The 17,852-nt window shown below is 73.7% G+C and carries 15 protein-coding genes and 1 rRNA gene; 12 read left to right on the forward strand and 4 right to left on the reverse strand.

Features of this window, described 5'->3' with window-relative positions; genetic code table 11:
- From rrf to JZ5iCDA_RS08465, 5 genes are all read left to right on the forward strand, one after another.
- Positions 1 to 82, forward strand: a 5S ribosomal RNA gene (gene rrf / locus JZ5iCDA_RS20065); the annotation flags it as partial.
- 105 nt (positions 83 to 187) lie between these two features.
- Entirely contained in the window at positions 188 to 484 is a 297-nt protein-coding gene (gene gatC / locus JZ5iCDA_RS08450) for an Asp-tRNA(Asn)/Glu-tRNA(Gln) amidotransferase subunit GatC (protein ID WP_069386789.1), read from the forward strand.
- A complete protein-coding gene (gene gatA / locus JZ5iCDA_RS08455; protein ID WP_069386778.1) occupies positions 484 to 2,019 on the forward strand; it encodes an Asp-tRNA(Asn)/Glu-tRNA(Gln) amidotransferase subunit GatA in 1,536 nt (511 codons plus the stop codon). Before gatC ends, gatA begins: the two co-directional genes overlap by 1 nt.
- Positions 2,016 to 3,521: an Asp-tRNA(Asn)/Glu-tRNA(Gln) amidotransferase subunit GatB gene (gene gatB / locus JZ5iCDA_RS08460; protein ID WP_069386779.1), complete on the forward strand. Its 1,506-nt coding sequence runs from the start codon at positions 2,016 to 2,018 to the stop codon at positions 3,519 to 3,521. Before gatA ends, gatB begins: the two co-directional genes overlap by 4 nt.
- A 4-nt stretch (positions 3,522 to 3,525) precedes the next feature.
- A complete protein-coding gene (locus tag JZ5iCDA_RS08465; RefSeq protein WP_253182015.1) occupies positions 3,526 to 4,131 on the forward strand; it encodes a GNAT family N-acetyltransferase in 606 nt (201 codons plus the stop codon).
- 83 nt (positions 4,132 to 4,214) lie between these two features.
- Here the strand turns inward: JZ5iCDA_RS08465 and JZ5iCDA_RS08470 are convergent, their stop codons facing one another.
- From JZ5iCDA_RS08470 to JZ5iCDA_RS08480, 3 genes are all read right to left on the reverse strand, one after another.
- On the reverse strand, positions 4,215 to 4,706 hold the full coding sequence (locus JZ5iCDA_RS08470) for an SRPBCC family protein (protein ID WP_069386780.1): 492 nt from the start codon (positions 4,704 to 4,706) through the stop codon (positions 4,215 to 4,217).
- Complete coding sequence (locus JZ5iCDA_RS08475) at positions 4,703 to 5,071, reverse strand: ArsR/SmtB family transcription factor (RefSeq protein WP_253182016.1); 369 nt, start codon at positions 5,069 to 5,071, stop codon at positions 4,703 to 4,705. The genes JZ5iCDA_RS08470 and JZ5iCDA_RS08475 overlap by 4 nt, the downstream gene beginning before the upstream one ends.
- A 154-nt stretch (positions 5,072 to 5,225) precedes the next feature.
- A complete protein-coding gene (locus tag JZ5iCDA_RS08480) occupies positions 5,226 to 6,602 on the reverse strand; it encodes a cryptochrome/photolyase family protein (RefSeq protein ID WP_069386782.1) in 1,377 nt (458 codons plus the stop codon).
- A 52-nt stretch (positions 6,603 to 6,654) separates the two neighbouring features.
- Between JZ5iCDA_RS08480 and JZ5iCDA_RS08485 the strand changes: the two genes are divergently transcribed.
- From JZ5iCDA_RS08485 to JZ5iCDA_RS08500, 4 genes are all read left to right on the forward strand, one after another.
- Positions 6,655 to 8,337, forward strand: coding sequence for a peptide MFS transporter (locus JZ5iCDA_RS08485; protein WP_083259811.1), 1,683 nt, complete (start codon positions 6,655 to 6,657; stop codon positions 8,335 to 8,337).
- 129 nt (positions 8,338 to 8,466) lie between these two features.
- Entirely contained in the window at positions 8,467 to 10,329 is a 1,863-nt protein-coding gene (ilvD, locus tag JZ5iCDA_RS08490; protein ID WP_069386783.1) for a dihydroxy-acid dehydratase, read from the forward strand.
- A gap of 456 nt (positions 10,330 to 10,785) precedes the next feature.
- A complete protein-coding gene (gene ilvD, locus JZ5iCDA_RS08495; protein ID WP_069386784.1) occupies positions 10,786 to 12,504 on the forward strand; it encodes a dihydroxy-acid dehydratase in 1,719 nt (572 codons plus the stop codon).
- Between the two features lie 121 nt (positions 12,505 to 12,625).
- Positions 12,626 to 13,294, forward strand: a complete 669-nt coding sequence (locus JZ5iCDA_RS08500) for a VOC family protein (RefSeq protein WP_069386785.1) — start codon at positions 12,626 to 12,628, stop codon at positions 13,292 to 13,294.
- Positions 13,295 to 13,312: 18 nt separating this feature from the next.
- Here JZ5iCDA_RS08500 and JZ5iCDA_RS08505 read toward each other — a convergent pair whose 3' ends face one another.
- Positions 13,313 to 14,572, reverse strand: coding sequence for a cytochrome P450 (locus JZ5iCDA_RS08505; protein WP_069386786.1), 1,260 nt, complete (start codon positions 14,570 to 14,572; stop codon positions 13,313 to 13,315).
- A 114-nt stretch (positions 14,573 to 14,686) separates the two neighbouring features.
- On the opposite strand from JZ5iCDA_RS08505, the gene JZ5iCDA_RS08510 reads away from it, so the two are divergent.
- The 3 genes from JZ5iCDA_RS08510 to JZ5iCDA_RS08520 are packed head-to-tail and all read left to right on the forward strand — an operon-like array spanning position 14,687 to position 17,762.
- Positions 14,687 to 15,778, forward strand: a complete 1,092-nt coding sequence (locus tag JZ5iCDA_RS08510; protein ID WP_171905324.1) for a 3-oxoacyl-ACP synthase III family protein — start codon at positions 14,687 to 14,689, stop codon at positions 15,776 to 15,778.
- Positions 15,775 to 16,548 carry a glycosyltransferase family 2 protein gene (locus JZ5iCDA_RS08515; protein WP_069386788.1) on the forward strand — a complete coding sequence of 258 codons (774 nt, stop codon included), beginning with the start codon at positions 15,775 to 15,777 and terminating at the stop codon, positions 16,546 to 16,548. The genes JZ5iCDA_RS08510 and JZ5iCDA_RS08515 overlap by 4 nt, the downstream gene beginning before the upstream one ends.
- Positions 16,545 to 17,762, forward strand: a complete 1,218-nt coding sequence (locus tag JZ5iCDA_RS08520) for a cytochrome P450 (RefSeq protein WP_083259812.1) — start codon at positions 16,545 to 16,547, stop codon at positions 17,760 to 17,762. The genes JZ5iCDA_RS08515 and JZ5iCDA_RS08520 overlap by 4 nt, the downstream gene beginning before the upstream one ends.
- The last annotated feature ends 90 nt before the right edge of the window (positions 17,763 to 17,852 follow it).

Below are 17,852 nucleotides of genomic sequence, written 5' to 3' on the forward strand. Positions count from 1 at the left end.
CATACCGAACCCGGAAGCTAAGCCCTTCAGCGCCGATGGTACTGCCCTGGAGACGGGGTGGGAGAGTAGGACGCCGCCGGACAACCCTTCACCGAAGGCCCACCCCCCACGGGTGGGCCTTCGGCATGTCCGCACCCGGTACCGCGCGCTCCTCGGGGCGCGCCGGCGCCCCTCTAGAATGGCCAGCATGTCCACCATCTCTCGAGACGAGGTCGCGCGCGTCGCCGCGCTGGCCCGCATCGACCTGCGACCCGAGGAGCTGGACCGGCTCGCGGGCGAGCTCGACGTCATCGTCGACGCGATCGCGAAGGTCAGCGAGGTCGCCACGCCCGACGTCCCTGCGACGAGCCACCCGCTGCCGCTGACGAACGTCTTCCGGGACGACGTGCCGGTGCCGGCCCTCCCGGTCGAGGACGTCCTCGCGGCTGCGCCGTCGGCGGAGGACGGCCGGTTCGCGGTGCCGCAGATCCTCGGGGAGGAATGATGAGCGACGACCTCACGCGGCTGTCCGCCGCCGACCTCGCGGCGCGTCTCGGCGCCGGTGACGTGACGAGCGTCGAGGTGACGCAGGCCCACCTCGACCGGATCGCCGCGGTCGACGGCGCCGTCAACGCGTTCCTCCACGTCAGCACGGACGACGCCCTGGCCACGGCGCGGGACGTCGACTCCCGCCGCGCCGCCGGCGAGGAGCTGCACCCGCTGGCAGGCGTCCCCATCGCCGTGAAGGACGTCGTCGTCACGAAGGGCATGCCGACGACGGCAGGCTCGAAGATCCTCGAGAACTGGATCCCGCCGTACGACGCGACGCTCGTCGAGCGCATCCGTGCCGCGGGTCTGCCGATCCTCGGCAAGACCAACATGGACGAGTTCGCCATGGGCTCGTCGACCGAGCACTCCGCGTACGGGAACACGCGCAACCCGTGGGACCTCGACCGCATCCCCGGCGGGTCCGGCGGTGGTTCCGCGGCCGCGGTCGCGGCCTTCGAGGCGCCGCTCGCGATCGGGACGGACACCGGTGGCTCGATCCGTCAGCCCGGTGCCGTGACGGGAACGGTCGGCGTGAAGCCCACCTACGGCGGCGTGTCGCGCTACGGCCTCATCGCCATGGCGTCGTCGCTCGACCAGGCCGGCCCGGTGACGCGCACGGTGCTCGACTCCGCGCTGCTCCACGAGCTCGTGGGCGGCCACGACCCGCGCGACTCGACGTCGATCCGCGGCAAGGTGCCCGCGCTCGTCGAGGCCGCGCACCAGGGCGCCCAGGGCGACCTCCGCGGTGTCCGCATCGGCGTCGTCAAGGAGCTGAGCGGCGAGGGCTACCAGGCGGGGGTGAGCGCGCGGTTCGCCGAGTCGCTCGACGTCCTGCGGGGCCTCGGTGCCGAGATCGTCGAGGTCTCGTGCCCGCACTTCGACTACGCGCTGGGCGCCTACTACCTGATCATGCCGAGCGAGGCGTCGAGCAACCTCGCGAAGTTCGACGGCATGCGGTTCGGCCTGCGCGTCGAGCCCGGGGACGGCCCGGTCACCGCCGAGCGCGTCATGGCCGCGACCCGCGGCGCCGGCTTCGGCGACGAGGTCAAGCGCCGCATCATCCTCGGCACCTACGCGCTGTCCGCGGGCTACTACGACGCGTACTACGGCAGCGCGCAGAAGGTCCGCACGCTCATCCAGCGCGACTTCGACGCGGCCTTCGCGCAGGCGGACGTCCTCGTGTCGCCGACGGCGCCCACGACGGCGTTCCGGTTCGGCGAGAAGCTCGACGACCCGCTCGCGATGTACCTCAACGACGTCGCCACCATCCCCGCCAACCTGGCCGGGGTCCCGGGGATGTCGGTGCCGTCCGGGCTGTCGGACGACGGGCTGCCCGTGGGGTTCCAGGTCCTCGCGCCCGCCAAGGCCGACGACCGGATGTACCGCGTGGGTGCCGCCCTCGAGGCCGCGCTCGAGACGACCTGGGGCGGGCCGCTGCTCGACCGCGCTCCTGCGCTGCCGACCACCGAGCTGGAGGGGATGAGCCGATGACCGCCACGACCGTCGACCTCGTCGACTACGCGGACGCGACGCGTCGCTACGATCCCGTCATCGGGATCGAGGTGCACGTCGAGCTCGGCACGCTCACCAAGATGTTCTGCGCCGCCGAGGTGAGCTTCGGCGCCGAGCCGAACACCCAGGTGACGCCCGTGTCGCTCGGCCTGCCCGGTGCCCTGCCGGTCGTCAACGGCAAGGCCGTCGAGTACGCGATCCGCATCGGGCTCGCGCTCAACTGCCAGATCGCGGAGAGCTGCCGGTTCGCCCGGAAGAACTACTTCTACCCGGACGTCCCGAAGAACTTCCAGACGTCGCAGTACGACGAGCCGATCGCCTACGACGGCTGGATCGACGTCGAGCTCGAGGACGGCACGGTGTTCCGTGTCGAGATCGAGCGCGCGCACATGGAGGAGGACGCCGGCAAGAACACGCACGTCGGCGGTGCCACCGGTCGCATCCACGGCGCCGAGTACTCGCTCGTCGACTACAACCGCGCCGGGATCCCCCTCGTGGAGATCGTCACGCGGCCCATCACCGGCGCCGGGGACCGGGCCCCGGAGGTCGCGCGCGCGTACGTGCAGACGCTGCGCGACATCTTCCGGGCGCTCGACGTCTCCGAGGCCCGCATGGAGCGCGGCAACGTGCGCGCCGACGTGAACCTGTCGCTGCGCCCGTCCCCGGACGCGCCGCTCGGCACGCGGACCGAGACGAAGAACGTCAACTCGTTCCGGTCGGTCGAGCGTGCCGTGCGCTATGAGATCTCCCGCCAGGCTGCGGTGCTCGACGCCGGCGGCACGGTCGTCCAGGAGACGCGTCACTGGCACGAGGACACCGGAATCACCACGTCGGGCCGCGTGAAGTCCGACGCCGAGGACTACCGGTACTTCCCCGAGCCGGACCTGGTCCCCGTCGCGCCGCCGCGCGAGTGGGTCGAGGAGATCCGGGCCGCCCTGCCCGAGCTGCCGGTCGCGCGTCGTCGGCGCCTGCAGGGGGAGTGGGGCTACGCGGACGCCGAGATGCGCGACGTCGTCAACGCGGGGGCGATCGACCTCATCGAGGCGACCGTCGCGGCAGGCACGAGCCCCGCGGGTGCGCGCAAGTGGTGGATGGGCGAGCTCGCGCGCCGGGCCAAGCAGGACGACGTGGCCATCGCTGAGCTCCCCGTCACGCCCGCCCAGATCGCCCAGCTCCAGGGCCTCGTCGACTCGGGCCGCATCAACGACAAGCTGGCGCGCCAGGTCCTCGAGGGCGTCCTCGCGGGCGAGGGCGACCCGGAGCAGGTGGTGACGGCGCGCGGGCTGGAGGTCGTCTCGGACGACGGCGCCCTCCTCGCCGCGATCGACGAGGCGCTCGCCGCGCAGCCGGACGTCGTCGAGAAGGTGCGGGGCGGCAACCTCGGGCCCGTCGGCGCGATCATCGGCGCGGTCATGAAGGCGACGCGCGGGCAGGCGGACGCCGGGCGCGTGCGCGAGCTCATCCTCGAGCGGATCGGGTGATCGTGTGACGCGAGGGCCGGTGCTGCTCGGCGAGATGGTGCGCCTGCGCCCGATCGAGGCGCGCGACGCCGACCGCATGTGGGAGGCGCTCCAGGACCCGGAGGCGACCCGGCTGACCGGGACGACGGCGACGTTCACGCGCGAGCAGATCGACGAGTGGGCGGCGACGGTGGCCGACCGGGACGGCCGCTTCGACTGGGCGATCACGGCCGGCGCGATTCGCGACGGTCAGCCGGTGAGCGACGACATGATCGGCGAGATCGTGCTCAACGACCTCGACCTCGACGCGCGCTCGGCGAACCTCCGGCTCGCGCTCCTGCCCAACTACCGCGGTCGCGGGTACGGGCGGGAGGCGATCTTCGAGGTGCTGCGCTTCGCGTTCGACGGGGCGACGGACGTCGACGGCGTCGACCACGAGGGGCCGCACCTGCACCGGGTGAGCCTCGACGTCTTGAGCATCAACCCGCGCGCCCGCATGCTCTACGAGTCGCTCGGTTTCCGCGAGGAGGGCCGGCTCCGTGACGTGTACCGCGACGGCGACGGCTGGGCCGACGCCACGGTGATGAGCATCCTCGAGGACGAGTTCCGGGTGGGCCTGGGCTCCGCCTGACACGACCCCACCCGATCACGACGGGCCCGGCAGCAGCGCTGCCGGGCCCGTCGTCGTCCCGATGTCCGAGCGTCGTCCTCGGGTCACGCGGTCTCGGCGAGGAGCTCGTCGAGCTTCTCGTAGCCCTCGCGGATGCCGACCTCCATGCCGCTCGCGACGAACGCGTCGCGACCCTCGAACGAGTCGACGAGCGACGTCGCGGTGAGGCGGCACCGGCCGCCCGGGAGGTCCTCGAACTCGAGCCGGTCGAGCGAGACGCCGTCGGGGAACCCTTCGTACGTGAACGTCTGGACGATGAGGCGGTCCGGGCGCACCTCGTGGACGCTGCCGAAGAACGCGTACTCGGTGCCGTCGGCGTCGACGTGGACGTACCGGTAGGCGCCGCCCGTGCGCACGTCCCAGTGCTCGTTGCGCTGCGTGAGGCTCCGGGGACCGTTCCAGCGGGCGAACAGCTCGGGGTCGACGTGGGCGCGGAACACCTTCTCCGCGGGGGCGTCGAACTCGCGCACGAGCCGCACGGTCGGGACGTCGGTGGGGATGATGATCTCGGTCTCGTGGGTGCCGGTGGTGCTCATGGTGCTTCTCCGTTCGTCGCGTCGTTCTCCGGACCGCCCGGTCGGCCGGGCAGCTCTTGCAGGACGTCGTCGAGGCGGCGGTAGCGGTCCTCGGCCTGACGCCGGTACCGCTCGATCCACTTCGTCATGAGGTCGAGCACCTCCGCCTCGAGCTGCACGGGGGCGCGGCGTGCGTCCGTCGTGCGGGAGACCAGGCCGGCGTCCTGCAGCACCCGCAGGTGCTTGGAGACCGCCTGGACGGACATGTCGTAGGGCCGCGCGAGCTCGCCCACCGTCGCGTCCGACGACGCGAGGCGAGCCACCATGTCCCGGCGCGTCGGGTCGGCCAGGGCGGCGAACACGCGGGACAACGGGTCGGCGCTCACCGGTCCTCCTTCGTCGTACCTGCCGGACGAAGTCATCAACCATCCGGTTGTCATCGACGCTACGCCGGTGCCCAGCAGTCGTCAACCTTCTGGTTGCGAAAGTGGTCGGCAGCCGTGCGCGGCCGCCGCGGTGCGGTGCTGTGAGAGCCGCGCGTCAGCGGCGCCGTGCGCGCTCGAAGTCGTCGAGGGAGACGCGGCGTTCCTCGGCGTGGTCGACGATCGGCTCCGGGTAGCCCGGCGGGCGCTCGCGCAGCTTCCACGGCTCGTGGACGCGCGGCCCGACGACGTCGCGCAGCTCCGGCACCCACCGGCGCACGTACCGGCCGTCGGGGTCGAACTTCTTGCCCTGCGTGACGGGGTTGAAGATGCGGAAGTAGGGCGCGGCGTCGCGCCCGGTCCCGGCGACCCACTGCCAGTTGAGCTGGTTCTGCGACACGTCGCCGTCGGCGAGGTGTGCCATGAAGTGCGCCGCGCCGCGCTGCCAGCGCACGTGCAGGTCCTTGACGAGGAACGACGCGACGACCATCCGCAGGCGGTTGTGCATCCAGCCCTCGGCGAGGAGCTGGCGCATGCCGGCGTCGACGAGCGGGTAGCCGGTCCGCCCGGCCGCCCACGCCGCGAGGTACTGCTCCTCGACGTCTCCGGTCGCCCACGCGTCCTCGGGAACGACGTCGCGCAGGGAGCGGTGCGCGGCCGCGGGGTCGTGGAACAGCACGTCCGCGTGGAACTCCCGCCACGCCAGCTCGGAGCGGTACGCGAGCACGTCGTCGGACGGCGCGCCGTCGTGCAGCGCGTCGCGCAGGTCGGCGAGCAGCGTGCGGGGGTGCAGCTCGCCCCACTTCAGCGGCACCGACATGACCGACGTCGCGGGGCGGTCCGGGCGGTCGCGCTCGCGCGCGTATCCCACGAGGTGGTCCTCGAGGAACGCGTGCCACCGGTCGCGCGCCGCGACCTCGCCCGCGGGCGGCAGGTCGGCGGTGGTGCCGGGGTCGCCCGGGACCCCGTCGGAGCGCACCTCGGCCCACGGGATCGACGTCGGCCGCGGCGCGGGGGCGCGCCACCCGTGCTCGACCCACGCGTCGCGGAACGGTGTGAACACCTTGTACGGCTCGCCCTGCCGGGTGAGCACGCGCCCCGGGGCGACGGCGTAGGGCGAGCCGGTCCGCACGAGGCGCGTCCCGGCGTCGTGCAGCGCGGCCTCCACGGCGGCGTCGCGGGGGACGCCGTAGGGCTCGAAGCTCGCCGCGACGTGCACCTCCTCCGCCGCGACCTCGCGCGCGACCGCCGGCACGACGGCGCGTGGGTCGCCGTTCCGGACGACGAGCCGCCCGCCCGTCGCGTCGTCGAGCGCGGCGAGGCTGCGAGCGAGGTAGGACAGGCGCGGAGCGCCCGCCACGGCCCACAGCCGCGGGTCGAGCACGTAGAGGGCGACCACCTCGTCGTCCGCGGCGCGCGCGGCGTCGGCGGCCGCGGCGAGGGCCGGGTTGTCGTCGAGGCGCAGGTCGCGGCGGCACCACCAGATCGAGGCCATCCGGACACGCTAACGGTCGCAGGTAACCCCCGCCGGTGGAAGCATCGCCAGCATGGACAGCACACGCGGCAGCGGCGGCAGGGACGGTGACGACGGGCCCGACCGCCGCCGGCACCTGGAGCGCGAGGCGGTCACGGAGCCGGAAGCCGGCGCCCCGCCGATCGGCCCGGACGGAGCCGCCCGCGAGACGCCGGGTGCCGCCCGCGTGGCGTCCGTGGGAGGACCGCCCGACGACGGCCCGGCCGCGGGAGTGATCGCCGGGGACCGCGCGTTCTTCGGCCAGCCGCGCGGCCTCGCGACGCTGTTCACCACGGAGCTGTGGGAACGGTTCAGCTACTACGGGATGCGCGCGATCCTGCTGTTCTACCTCACCGACACGGTGGCGGACGGCGGGCTCGGGCTCGACGACACGACCGGGCTCGCGCTCGTGTCGATCTACGGCACGAGCGTGTACCTGCTGTCCGTCGTGGGCGGGTGGCTCGCGGACCGCGTCATCGGCTCCCGGCGGTCCGTGCTGTACGGCGGCATCATCATCGCCGCCGGACACGTGAGCCTGACGATCCCGGGCCTGGCGTTCTCCATGGTCGGCATCGCGCTCGTCGCGCTCGGCACGGGGCTGCTCAAGCCGAACGTGTCGTCGATGGTGGGCGAGCTGTACTCGCGCGACGACCCGCGCCGCGACTCCGCGTTCTCCATCTTCTACATGGGGATCAACATCGGGTCGTTCATCGCCCCGTTCCTCGTCGGCGCGGCCCGTGCCTGGGGCGGGTACCACGCCGGGTTCGCCGTCGCGGCGGTCGGCATGGCGGTCGCGCTCGTGTTCTTCGTCGCGGGACGTCGCTACCTCGGCCAGGCGGGCGCCCACGTGCCCAACCCGATCCGTCGCGAGGAGCGTGGCGCGATCGCGCGGATCTTCCTGATCATCGTGGGCGGTGTGGTCGTCGTCGGGCTGATCGCCGTGGTGGTCGCCGGCGGGTTCGGTATCGAGACGTTCATCGACACGATGTCCTACCTCGCGTTCCTCGCCCCGGTCGCGTACTTCGTCGTCATGTACCGGTCGCCGAAGGTCACCGACGCGGAGCGTCCGCGCGTCCTCGCCTACATCCCGCTGTTCGTCGCGGCGATGCTGTTCTGGATGATCTTCGAGCAGGCGGCGACCACGCTGTCGGAGTTCGCGCGCGACCGCACGCAGCTGAACATCTTCGGGGTGACGATCAGCCCGGAGTTCTTCCAGTCGGTCAACCCGGCGTCGATCATCATCCTGGCGCCGGTGTTCGCCTGGGTCTGGATCAAGACGGGCGACCGCCCGACGACGGCCAACAAGTTCGCGATCGGGCTCACGCTGGCGGCCGCGTCCTTCGTGTTCCTCGCGGTCGCGTCGGCGGTCGTGGGCGACGGTCGGGCGCCCGCGTGGGTGCTCGTGCTCGTGTACGTCATCCAGACGCTCGGCGAGCTGTGCCTCTCGCCGGTCGGCCTCGCCGCGACGACGCTCCTCGCCCCGCGCGCGTTCCGCTCGCAGGCCATGGCCGTGTGGTTCCTCGCGCCGGCTGCCGGGCAGGCCATCACGGCTCAGCTCGTCCAGGTCACCGAGGACGTGTCCGACACCGCGTACTTCGGCGGGATCGGCGCCGTGACGCTGCTGTTCGCCGTGGGCCTCTTCGCCCTCGCGCCGTGGGTCACGCGGCACATCCGCCACGCGGACGAGCTCGAGGGGGCGCACACGGCCGGGGTGTGACGACGACGGCGACCTGACCAGGGCGCCCACGAGACGGACGGTCCGTCCGACCCCGCCGGGGGAGGCGTAGTGTGACCCGGCGGCCATGCCGAGCGGCCGCGGCGAACCCGTCGAAGGAGTGACCCCGTCATGAGCCGTCCCCTGCGCTCCCGGACGTCCACCCACGGCCGCAACATGGCCGGTGCTCGTGCGCTGTGGCGCGCGACCGGCATGGGGTCGGAGGACTTCGGCAAGCCGATCGTCGCGATCGCGAACTCCTACACGCAGTTCGTCCCCGGCCACGTCCACCTCAAGGACATGGGCGACCTCGTCGCGTCGGCCATCAAGGAGGCGGGCGGCGTCGCCAAGGAGTTCAACACCATCGCCGTCGACGACGGCATCGCGATGGGCCACGGGGGCATGCTCTACTCGCTGCCGAGCCGCGACCTCATCGCCGACTCCGTCGAGTACATGGTCAACGCGCACTGCGCGGACGCCCTCGTGTGCATCTCCAACTGCGACAAGATCACGCCCGGCATGCTCAACGCCGCGCTGCGCCTCAACATCCCCGTCATCTTCGTCTCCGGCGGGCCGATGGAGGCCGGCAAGGCGGTCGTCGCGGACGGTGTCGCGAAGACGCACCTCAACCTCGTCAACGCGATCAACTACTCCGCCGACGACAACGTGTCCGACGCCGCGCTCGCGCAGGTCGAGGAGAACGCGTGCCCCACGTGCGGGTCGTGCTCCGGCATGTTCACCGCGAACTCGATGAACTGCCTCACCGAGGCGCTCGGGCTCTCGCTCCCCGGCAACGGGTCGACGCTCGCCACGCACTCCGCGCGCCGCGAGCTCTTCCTCGAGGCCGGCCGGACCATCGTCGGCCTCGCGAAGCGCTACTACGACGACGAGGACGACTCCGTCGCCCCCCGCTCCATCGCGACCAAGGCCGCGTTCTCCAACGCCATGGCGCTCGACGTCGCGATGGGCGGCTCCACCAACACGGTGCTGCACATCCTCGCCGCCGCGCAGGAGGGCGAGATCGACTTCGACCTCACGGACATCGAGCGAATCAGCCGCCAGGTGCCGTGCCTGTCCAAGGTCGCGCCGAACCACCCGAACTTCCACATGGAGGACGTGCACCGCGCCGGCGGCATCCCCGCCCTCCTCGGCGAGCTCGACCGCGCCGGCCTGCTCGACCACGACGTCACGTCCGTCCACGCGCCCACGCTGCGCGAGTGGCTCGACGACTGGGACATCCGCGGCGGCAAGGCCACCGAGCGTGCGATCGAGCTGTTCCACGCCGCACCGGGCGGGGTCCGCACCACCCAGGCGTTCTCCACGTCCAACCGCTGGGAGTCGCTCGACACCGACCCCGCGGAGGGCTGCATCCGCGACCTCGAGCACGCGTACACGGTCGAGGGCGGCCTCGCCGTGCTGCGCGGCAACCTCGCCGAGGACGGCGCCGTGTTCAAGACCGCGGGCGTCGACCCCGACGTCTTCCACTTCGTCGGCACGGCCCTCGTCTGCGAGTCGCAGGACGAGGCCGTCGAGAAGATCCTCACCAAGCAGGTCCAGCCCGGGCACGTCGTCGTCGTCCGGTACGAGGGCCCCGCGGGCGGGCCGGGCATGCAGGAGATGCTCTACCCGACGTCGTTCATCAAGGGCCGCGGCCTCGGCAAGGTGACCGCGCTCATCACCGACGGCCGGTTCTCCGGCGGGTCGTCCGGCATCTCCGTCGGCCACGTCTCGCCCGAGGCCGCTGCCGGGGGAGTGATCGGCCTCGTCGAGGACGGCGACGAGATCGAGATCGACGTCGACACGCGCCTCATCCGCCTCAACGTCCCCGACGACGTCCTCGCGGAGCGTCGCGCCAAGATGGAGGCGCGCGAGAACCCGTGGCAGCCCGTCGACCGCGACCGGTACGTGTCGCCGGCGCTGCAGGCGTACGCCGCGATGGCGACGTCGGCGGACCGCGGCGCCGTGCGGGACGTGTCGCTCATCCGTCGTCGCTGATCTCGGGTCCGCCTGCCGGACCGGGTCCGCGAGCCAGGGGGCGGGACGTGCCGGGTCTACCATCCGCGCCCTCGTCCCTCGGGCGCTCCCGCCAGACCCGCCACGACCCGGCACGTCCCGCCCCCTGTCTCGCTCGTCCGTCGTCTCGCCTCCGCGTTTGTCCGGTTACGGCGAACAGGTCGTCGTGGCTCGTCACCGGTTCGGGTCGAGCGACGACGGCCTGGTCGAGCGTCTGCGCGCCCTGCTCGCGGCGATCGTCGACCAGGGCGAGACGCATGGGCGGGGTGGGTGGTGGTGCCGCGTCGTGGTGGGCCTGGCGGGAGCCGCGAGGGACGAGCGGCGGATGGTAGACGCGGCACCACCACCCACGCCGACCACCCTAGGCAACCGGTCGGCGTCGGGCAGAGGGTCCGCGCTCGGCGCGCCGTCCCGTGAGGGCGTTCCTAGAGTGAGGGCATGACCGAGGAGCTCACGCGCACGGACGCCGGACCCGACCTCAAGCCGCGCTCGCGCCAGGTCACGGACGGGCTCGAGGCGACGGCGTCGCGCGGGATGCTGCGCGCCGTCGGCATGGGGGACGAGGACTTCGCGAAGCCGCAGATCGGCATCGCGAGCTCGTGGAACGAGATCACGCCGTGCAACCTGTCGCTCGACCGGCTCGCGCAGGGCGCCAAGGAGGGCGTGCACGCGGGCGGCGGGTACCCGCTGCAGTTCGGGACGATCTCCGTCTCCGACGGCATCTCGATGGGTCACGAGGGAATGCACTTCTCGCTCGTGAGCCGTGACGTCATCGCGGACTCCGTCGAGACGGTGATGCAGGCCGAGCGCCTCGACGGGTCCGTCCTGCTCGCCGGGTGCGACAAGTCGCTGCCCGGCATGCTCATGGCCGCCGCACGCGTGGACTTGGCGAGCGTGTTCCTCTACGCCGGATCGATCATGCCCGGCTGGGTGAAGCTGTCCGACGGCACGGAGAAGGACGTCACGCTCATCGACGCGTTCGAGGCCGTCGGGGCGTGCGCGCGCGGCCTCATGAGCCGCGAGGACGTCGACCGCATCGAGCGCGCGATCTGTCCCGGCGAGGGCGCGTGCGGCGGCATGTACACGGCGAACACCATGGCGTCGGTCGCCGAGGCCATGGGCATGTCGCTCCCGGGCTCGGCGGCGCCTCCGTCGGCCGACCGTCGTCGCGACGCGTTCGCGCACCGGTCGGGGGAGGCCGTCGTCGAGCTGCTGCGCCGCGGCATCACGGCGCGCGACATCATGACGAAGGAGGCGTTCGAGAACGCGATCGCCGTCGTCATGGCGTTCGGCGGCTCGACCAACGCGGTGCTGCACCTGCTCGCGATCGCGCACGAGGCGGAGGTCGAGCTCACGCTCGCGGACTTCGACCGCGTCGCGAGCCGCGTGCCGCACCTGGGCGACCTCAAGCCGTTCGGCCGGTACGTCATGAACGACGTCGACCGCATCGGGGGAGTGCCCGTCGTCATGAAGGCGCTGCTCGACGCCGGTCTGCTGCACGGTGACGCGCTCACGGTGACCGGCCGCACCGTCGCCGAGAATCTCGCCGACATCGACCCGCCCGACCCCGACGGCAAGATTCTCCGGGCCCTCGACCGGCCGATCCACCCGACCGGCGGCATCACGATCCTGCACGGCTCGCTCGCGCCCGAGGGCGCCGTCGTCAAGTCCGCGGGCTTCGACACCGACGTCTTCGAGGGCACGGCGCGCGTGTTCGAGCGCGAGCGCGCCGCGCTCGACGCGCTCGAGGACGGCACGATCACCGACGGCGACGTCGTCGTCATCCGGTACGAGGGGCCCAAGGGCGGGCCGGGCATGCGCGAGATGCTCGCGATCACCGGCGCCATCAAGGGCGCGGGGCTCGGCAAGAGCGTGCTGCTGCTCACCGACGGGCGGTTCTCCGGCGGCACCACGGGATTGTGCGTGGGGCACGTCGCACCGGAGGCCGTGGACGCTGGCCCGATCGCGTTCGTGCGCGACGGCGACCGCATCCGTCTGGACGTCGCGCGCAAGACGCTCGACCTGCTCGTCGACGACGAGACGCTCGCGGCGCGGCGCGACGGCTGGGAGCCGCTGCCGCCCACGTTCACGCGCGGCGTGCTCGCGAAGTACGCCAAGCTCGTCCAGTCGGCGTCGCGCGGCGCGATCCTCGAGTGAGCAGCCGGCCTCGGGTGAGCGACCGACCGGGCGCGCACGGCGGACGCCGACTGGCTAGCGTTGACCTGAGCCGGGCGCGCCGCCGGGCTCGCTGCGACGTCGCGGACCACGAGGAGACGCCATGGCAGACGACCGGATCACCGCGCGCGAGTTCCACGACAGCGACGGGGTGGAGGACTGGCGCGTCCTCCTCGCGACGGCCCAGACCCTGTACCGCACGGGGTCGTTCACCGCGGGCGTCGAGCTCGTCGACGCGATCGGCGAGCTCGCCGAGGCGGCGAGCCACCACCCCGACGTCGACCTGCGGTACGGGACGGTGACGGTCCGGCTCACGTCGCACGACGTCGGTGGGCTGAGCCGGCGCGACGTCGCGCTGGCTCGCGAGATCTCCGACGCCGCGCGCGAGCTCGACCTCGTGGCGGACCCGAGCGCGGTGCAGGAGCTCGAGATCGCGGTGGACGCGCTCGTCGGCCCCGCCGTCCAACCCTTCTGGCGCGCCGTGCTCGGCTACACGGAGCAGGCGCCCGACGGCCTGGCGGCCGTCCCGCTCGCCGACCCCACCGGACACGCACCCGCGTTCTGGTTCCAGCAGATGGACGCGCCGCGTGAGCAGCGCAACCGCCTCCACGTCGACGTCATCGTGCCGCACGACGTCGCCGAGTCGCGCGTCACCGCGGCCATCGCGGCGGGCGGCCACCTCGTGTCCGACGACCGTGCGCCAGCCTTCTGGGTGCTCGCGGACGCGGAGGGCAACGAGGCGTGCGTGTGCACGTGGCAGGCGCGCGACTGATCGCTCGCGCGGGATCCCTCAGGACAGCGAGGTCCGGTCGCGCGTGACGACGAGCTCGTCGTACCCGGGGACGAGGACGCGCCGCGACGGGCGGCGCGAGACAACGCGCAGAGGGACCCCGTCGCCCCACAGGGTCCGCAGCAGCGCGGCGATCTCCGCACGCGCGAGCGCCGCGCCGAGGCACAGGTGCCGGCCCGCCCCGAACCACAGCTGACGCGTCTCGCGGACGTAGGGGCGGTCGGCGCGGAACGGACCCACGGCGACGTTCGCCGACCACGTGAGGATCATCACGCGCTCCCCGGCGCGCAGCAGCCGCCCGGCGACCTCGACGTCGTGCGCGACGCCGCGCCCGACGACCGACGCCGGGCTCGTGGCCCGCAGACCCTCGCGCACGACGTTCTCGATGACTTCGTCCGAGCCGTCGGCTCCGCTGGCCGTGCGGGCGAGGAGGCGGTGCTGCTCGCCCGTGTCGACGAGGAGCGCCGTCGTGCGGGCCATGGCCGACGCGGACGTCTCCGTCCCGGCGACCATGAGCAGGCTCGCGAGGCCGGTCGTCTCCTCCAGCGTCAGGCCGAGCTCGCGGCACCGGCCGAGGAGGCGGTCGGCGGGCGCGTGGCGCCAGCCGTCCGGCACGCCGCGGGTCAGCTCGTCGACGACGGCGCGTGCGGTCGCGACCTGCCGGGCGTCGAGCTGCGTCGACCCAGCGGTGCCGAGCGCGACGGCGGCCAGCCGCTCGCCCGTCGCGAAGGCCGCGAGCGCCGCCTCGTCGGTCGGCACGGGCGTCTCCTGCGGGATGCCGAGGAGCGAGATCATCATGCGCCCGACGAGCACGCGCGCGAGCCGTCCGACGTCGACCGCGCCGCCGGCCCGCAGGGTCGCGCGGGCGTCGTCGAGCGGCCGGGACCAGGCGTCCTCGACGAGCGCGGCGGCGCTCGCCTCGGTGAACAGCTCGCGCGAGCGCGACCGCAGGTCCTGGTGGCCGGGCCCGTCGAACAGGTCGAGCACCCAGTCGCCGAGGATCTGGGCCCACAGGTGCCCGACGCCGCCCTCGCCGAGGATGGTGAACGAGCGGTGGTCGGTGAGGACCTGGCGGCCGACGACGGGGTCGGCGGTCACCCAGCCGAGGCCGGGCACGCGCCGCAGGCCGCCGCGGCCGTCGGTGCGCGGCCCGGCGAGCGCGCCGCCGGCGAGGAGCACGCCCGCCATCGCGGGGCGTGCCGCGAGGAGCAGCCGCAGCTCGTGGCGCGTGGTGGGGGCGAGCCGGGAGGACGTCGTCACGCGGGACAGTCTCGCCGACGACGGGGGCTGCACCGGTCCCCGTCCACAGCCGTGACGTCGCGTTTCACCCGGGGAGCGGCGATCGGCGCCCGCGCGGCTGACTACCCTGTCCCGGTGCCCCCCACCTCGTCGTCGACGTCCTCGACGCCCTCCTCCCGCCCGACGACCGCGGTGATCTCCGCCGTCGGCGTGCACCTGCCTGCCCGGACCGTCGACGTGCGGGAGGCGGAGCTCGCGCTCGCGGCGCGAAACCCCGGCGCGGCCCCGCGCGTGCCGATGGTCTCCCGGCTGACCGGGGTACGTCAGGTCCACGTGCTCCCGGACGACTGGGACGCCTCGGACCTCGCGGTCGCGGCGGCGGAGAAGCTCCTCGCGGCGGAAGGCCTCGGCACGGACGACGTCGACCTGCTGCTGTTCGCGTCGGCGAGCCAGGACATGGTGGAGCCGGCGACGAGCCACATCGTCGCGGCGAAGCTCGGCGTGCGCGCGCCGGTGATGGACGTGAAGAACGCGTGCAACTCGGTGCTCAACGCGATCGAGGTGGCGGAGGCGCTCGTCGCCACGGGGCGGTACGGCACCGTGCTCGTCGCGAGCGGCGAGGCGCCGTCGCGCGCGGTGCGCTGGGACGTGCCCGACCGCGCGACCTACCTCCTCTCCGCCCCCGGCTACACGATGTCCGACGCCGGCGCGGCGCTCCTCGTGCGGCGTGCGACCCCGGAGGAGGCGCAGGCGCGCGACGCACAGGGCCGTCCGGCGCCGCGCGGCATCCTCGCGAGCGCGTTCGGCGCCGACTCGTCGCACTGGGACGTCGGGATGCTGCCCGGCGGCGGCACGGCGCACCCGCGCGACCTGGACCGCACGTACTTCGAGATCGACGGCTCACGGCTGCGCGAGGCGTTCCTCGCGCTCGGGCCGGGCGTCGTCCTCGACGCGCTCGACCGGGCAGGTGTCACGTGGGACGACGTCGCGCTCGTCGCGGTGCACCAGGTCGCCGTCGCGTACCTCGACGACGTGCACGCCGCGCTCGGCCTGCCCACGGGCCGCACGCTCGTCACCGTCGCCGACCACGGGAACGTCGCGTCGGTGACGCTCCCGCTGCAGCTCGCCACCGCGCTCGAGACGGGCCGCGTCGCAGCCGGCGACGTCGTGGTCCTGGTCGGCCTCGCGGGCGGCATCAGCATCGGCGCCACGGTGGTGCGCCTGTGACCGCGGAAGGGCGGCCGGCGCGGCTCGCCGTCGTCGTGCCCGCGCGCGACGAGGCGCACGGCGTCGTCGCGACGCTCGCCGCGCTGCGCGACCAGGAGGACGGGGACTTCGACCTCGTCGTCGTCGACAACGGGTCGTCGGACGGCACGGGCGACGTCGTGCGGGCGACCGCCGAGGCGTGGGGCATGACGCGCTGGCGGGTCGTCGACGAGCCGCAGAAGGGGACCGGGGCCGCGGCCGACACGGGGATGCGCGCGGCCATCGCCGCCGGCGCGACGCACCTGGCGCGCACCGACGCCGACTGCCTGCCGCTGCCGGACTGGACCCGGCGGGTCCGGGCGGCGTTCGCGTCCGGTCACGACATGGTCGCGGGCAGGCTCGTGCCCCGCACCGACGACCGGCCGGTGAACCGGTGGCAGCAGGGCGTGCTGTCGGCGGCGGTGAGCGTCGCGAGCACGTTCGGCCGGTTCCGCCCGGGCAACCAGGACCCGTCGTACCGCGGGCCGTACGTCATGGCGCCGGGCTGCAACATGGCGATCACCGCCGCGCTGTACGAGGCGGCGGGCGGCTTCCCTCGCACGGCCATCGAGGACCTCCACGAGGACCGCGCGCTCGTCAACGCCGTGCGCCGCCTCACGACGCGCTACGGCGCGCACCGCGAGGTCGTCGTGCGCGCCTCGACGCGCCGCGCGCACGCGTGGGGCCTCGTCCGGACGCTCGGCTGGTACGCCGACCACCGCTACCGTCCCGAGGTGGTGGACATCCGGTGACCGCCCTCGCGACGACGCCGTCCGCGCTCGCCGTGGCCGGGCGGTGGGAGGAGCGCGTCCAGCGCGGCGCGCACCCGGTCGTGTACCCGGCGATCCGCGCGCTGCGCCACCGCGGCCCCGTGGTGCGCGTTCCCGGCATCGGCGTCGTCGTGTCCGACGCCGCGACCGCCCGCGAGGTGCTGCTCGACACCGAGCGCTTCAGCAAGGTGGGACCGGGCGCGCCGTCGGACCTGTGGACGCCCGTCCTCGGCCCGTCCGTCCTGCTCAACATGGAGGGGGCCGACCACGCCCGTCTGCGGCGCGCGCTGTCCGGCCTGTTCACGCCGCGCGCGGTGCGCGACCTCGTGGCCGTGAGCGTGCCGGACGCGCTCGCGGGCCTCGCGCCGCGTCTGCTCGCGGGGGAGCGCGTCGACCTCGCCACCGAGACCGCGACGACGGCCGGGACCGTCATCTGCGCGATGACCGGCCTGCCGCCGACCGACACCGCAGTGCGGGACGCGATGACCGCGGCGCAGTCGATCGTCGGGCTCGTGCGCCTGCACCGCCGCAGCCTCACGCCTGCGCAGGTGCGCCACGCGCGCGCCGTCCTCGCTCGCCTGTCCGCGCCCGCGCGCGACGCCTACCGCGACGGCGACCCGCGGACGGTGCCGGGGCGCATGCGCGAGCTCGGACTCACCGAGGACGAGGCGCTCGGGGCGGTGGGCGCGTTCGTCCTCACGGGCACCGAGACGATCCAGTCGTTCGTGCCTCGCCTCGTCGCGCTCGCCTCCGACACCGGGTGGCTCGACCGCCTGCTCGCCGCTGATCCCGCGGACCCGGCCGGCCGGGCGCTGCGCACCCGCGTCGTCGAGGAGGCGCTGCGCGTCACCGCGCCCACGCCCGCGATGCTGCGCTCCGTCCGGGCGGACGCCCGGGTCGGCGACGTGGGCGTGCGCGCGGGTGACCGTGTCGTCATCGCCACGGTGTCGTGCTGCAAGGACGCCGGCCCGTTCGACCCGGACGCGCCCGTGGACCCCGCCGTGCGGCACCTGTGGTTCGGCGCCGGACCGCACTTCTGCCTCGGCATGCCGCTCGCGCTCGCGCAGGTCGACGCGATGCTCGACGCGCTGCGCCCCGTCGTGCAGGCCGGACGCACGCTGCGCGTCGCCGACCGCCGCGTCGCGCGCGGCGTCCTCATCCCCGCCTACCGCTCGCTCGGGGTGGTGGCCGCATGAGCGGCGCGCACCTGCTCGGGCCCGTGCTCGCCCGCGGCGCGGCGGGGCACCGGTCGGCCGACGCGGTCGCGCTGCGCCGCTGGACCCGGC

Source organism: Cellulosimicrobium cellulans, from assembly GCF_001722485.1.
GTDB lineage: Bacteria > Actinomycetota > Actinomycetes > Actinomycetales > Cellulomonadaceae > Cellulosimicrobium > Cellulosimicrobium cellulans_A.

What these genes read in the sequence shown, in the direction of transcription:
- gatC (WP_069386789.1), top strand. Translation starts at nt 188, where the DNA reads ATGTCCACCATCTCTCGAGACGAGGTCGCGCGCGTCGCCGCGCTGGCC.
- gatA (WP_069386778.1), top strand. Translation starts at nt 484, where the DNA reads ATGAGCGACGACCTCACGCGGCTGTCCGCCGCCGACCTCGCGGCGCGT.
- gatB (WP_069386779.1), top strand. Translation starts at nt 2,016, where the DNA reads ATGACCGCCACGACCGTCGACCTCGTCGACTACGCGGACGCGACGCGT.
- JZ5iCDA_RS08470 (WP_069386780.1), bottom strand. Translation starts at nt 4,706, where the DNA reads ATGAGCACCACCGGCACCCACGAGACCGAGATCATCATCCCCACCGAC.
- JZ5iCDA_RS08480 (WP_069386782.1), bottom strand. Translation starts at nt 6,602, where the DNA reads ATGGCCTCGATCTGGTGGTGCCGCCGCGACCTGCGCCTCGACGACAAC.
- JZ5iCDA_RS08485 (WP_083259811.1), top strand. Translation starts at nt 6,655, where the DNA reads ATGGACAGCACACGCGGCAGCGGCGGCAGGGACGGTGACGACGGGCCC.
- ilvD (WP_069386783.1), top strand. Translation starts at nt 8,467, where the DNA reads ATGAGCCGTCCCCTGCGCTCCCGGACGTCCACCCACGGCCGCAACATG.
- ilvD (WP_069386784.1), top strand. Translation starts at nt 10,786, where the DNA reads ATGACCGAGGAGCTCACGCGCACGGACGCCGGACCCGACCTCAAGCCG.
- JZ5iCDA_RS08500 (WP_069386785.1), top strand. Translation starts at nt 12,626, where the DNA reads ATGGCAGACGACCGGATCACCGCGCGCGAGTTCCACGACAGCGACGGG.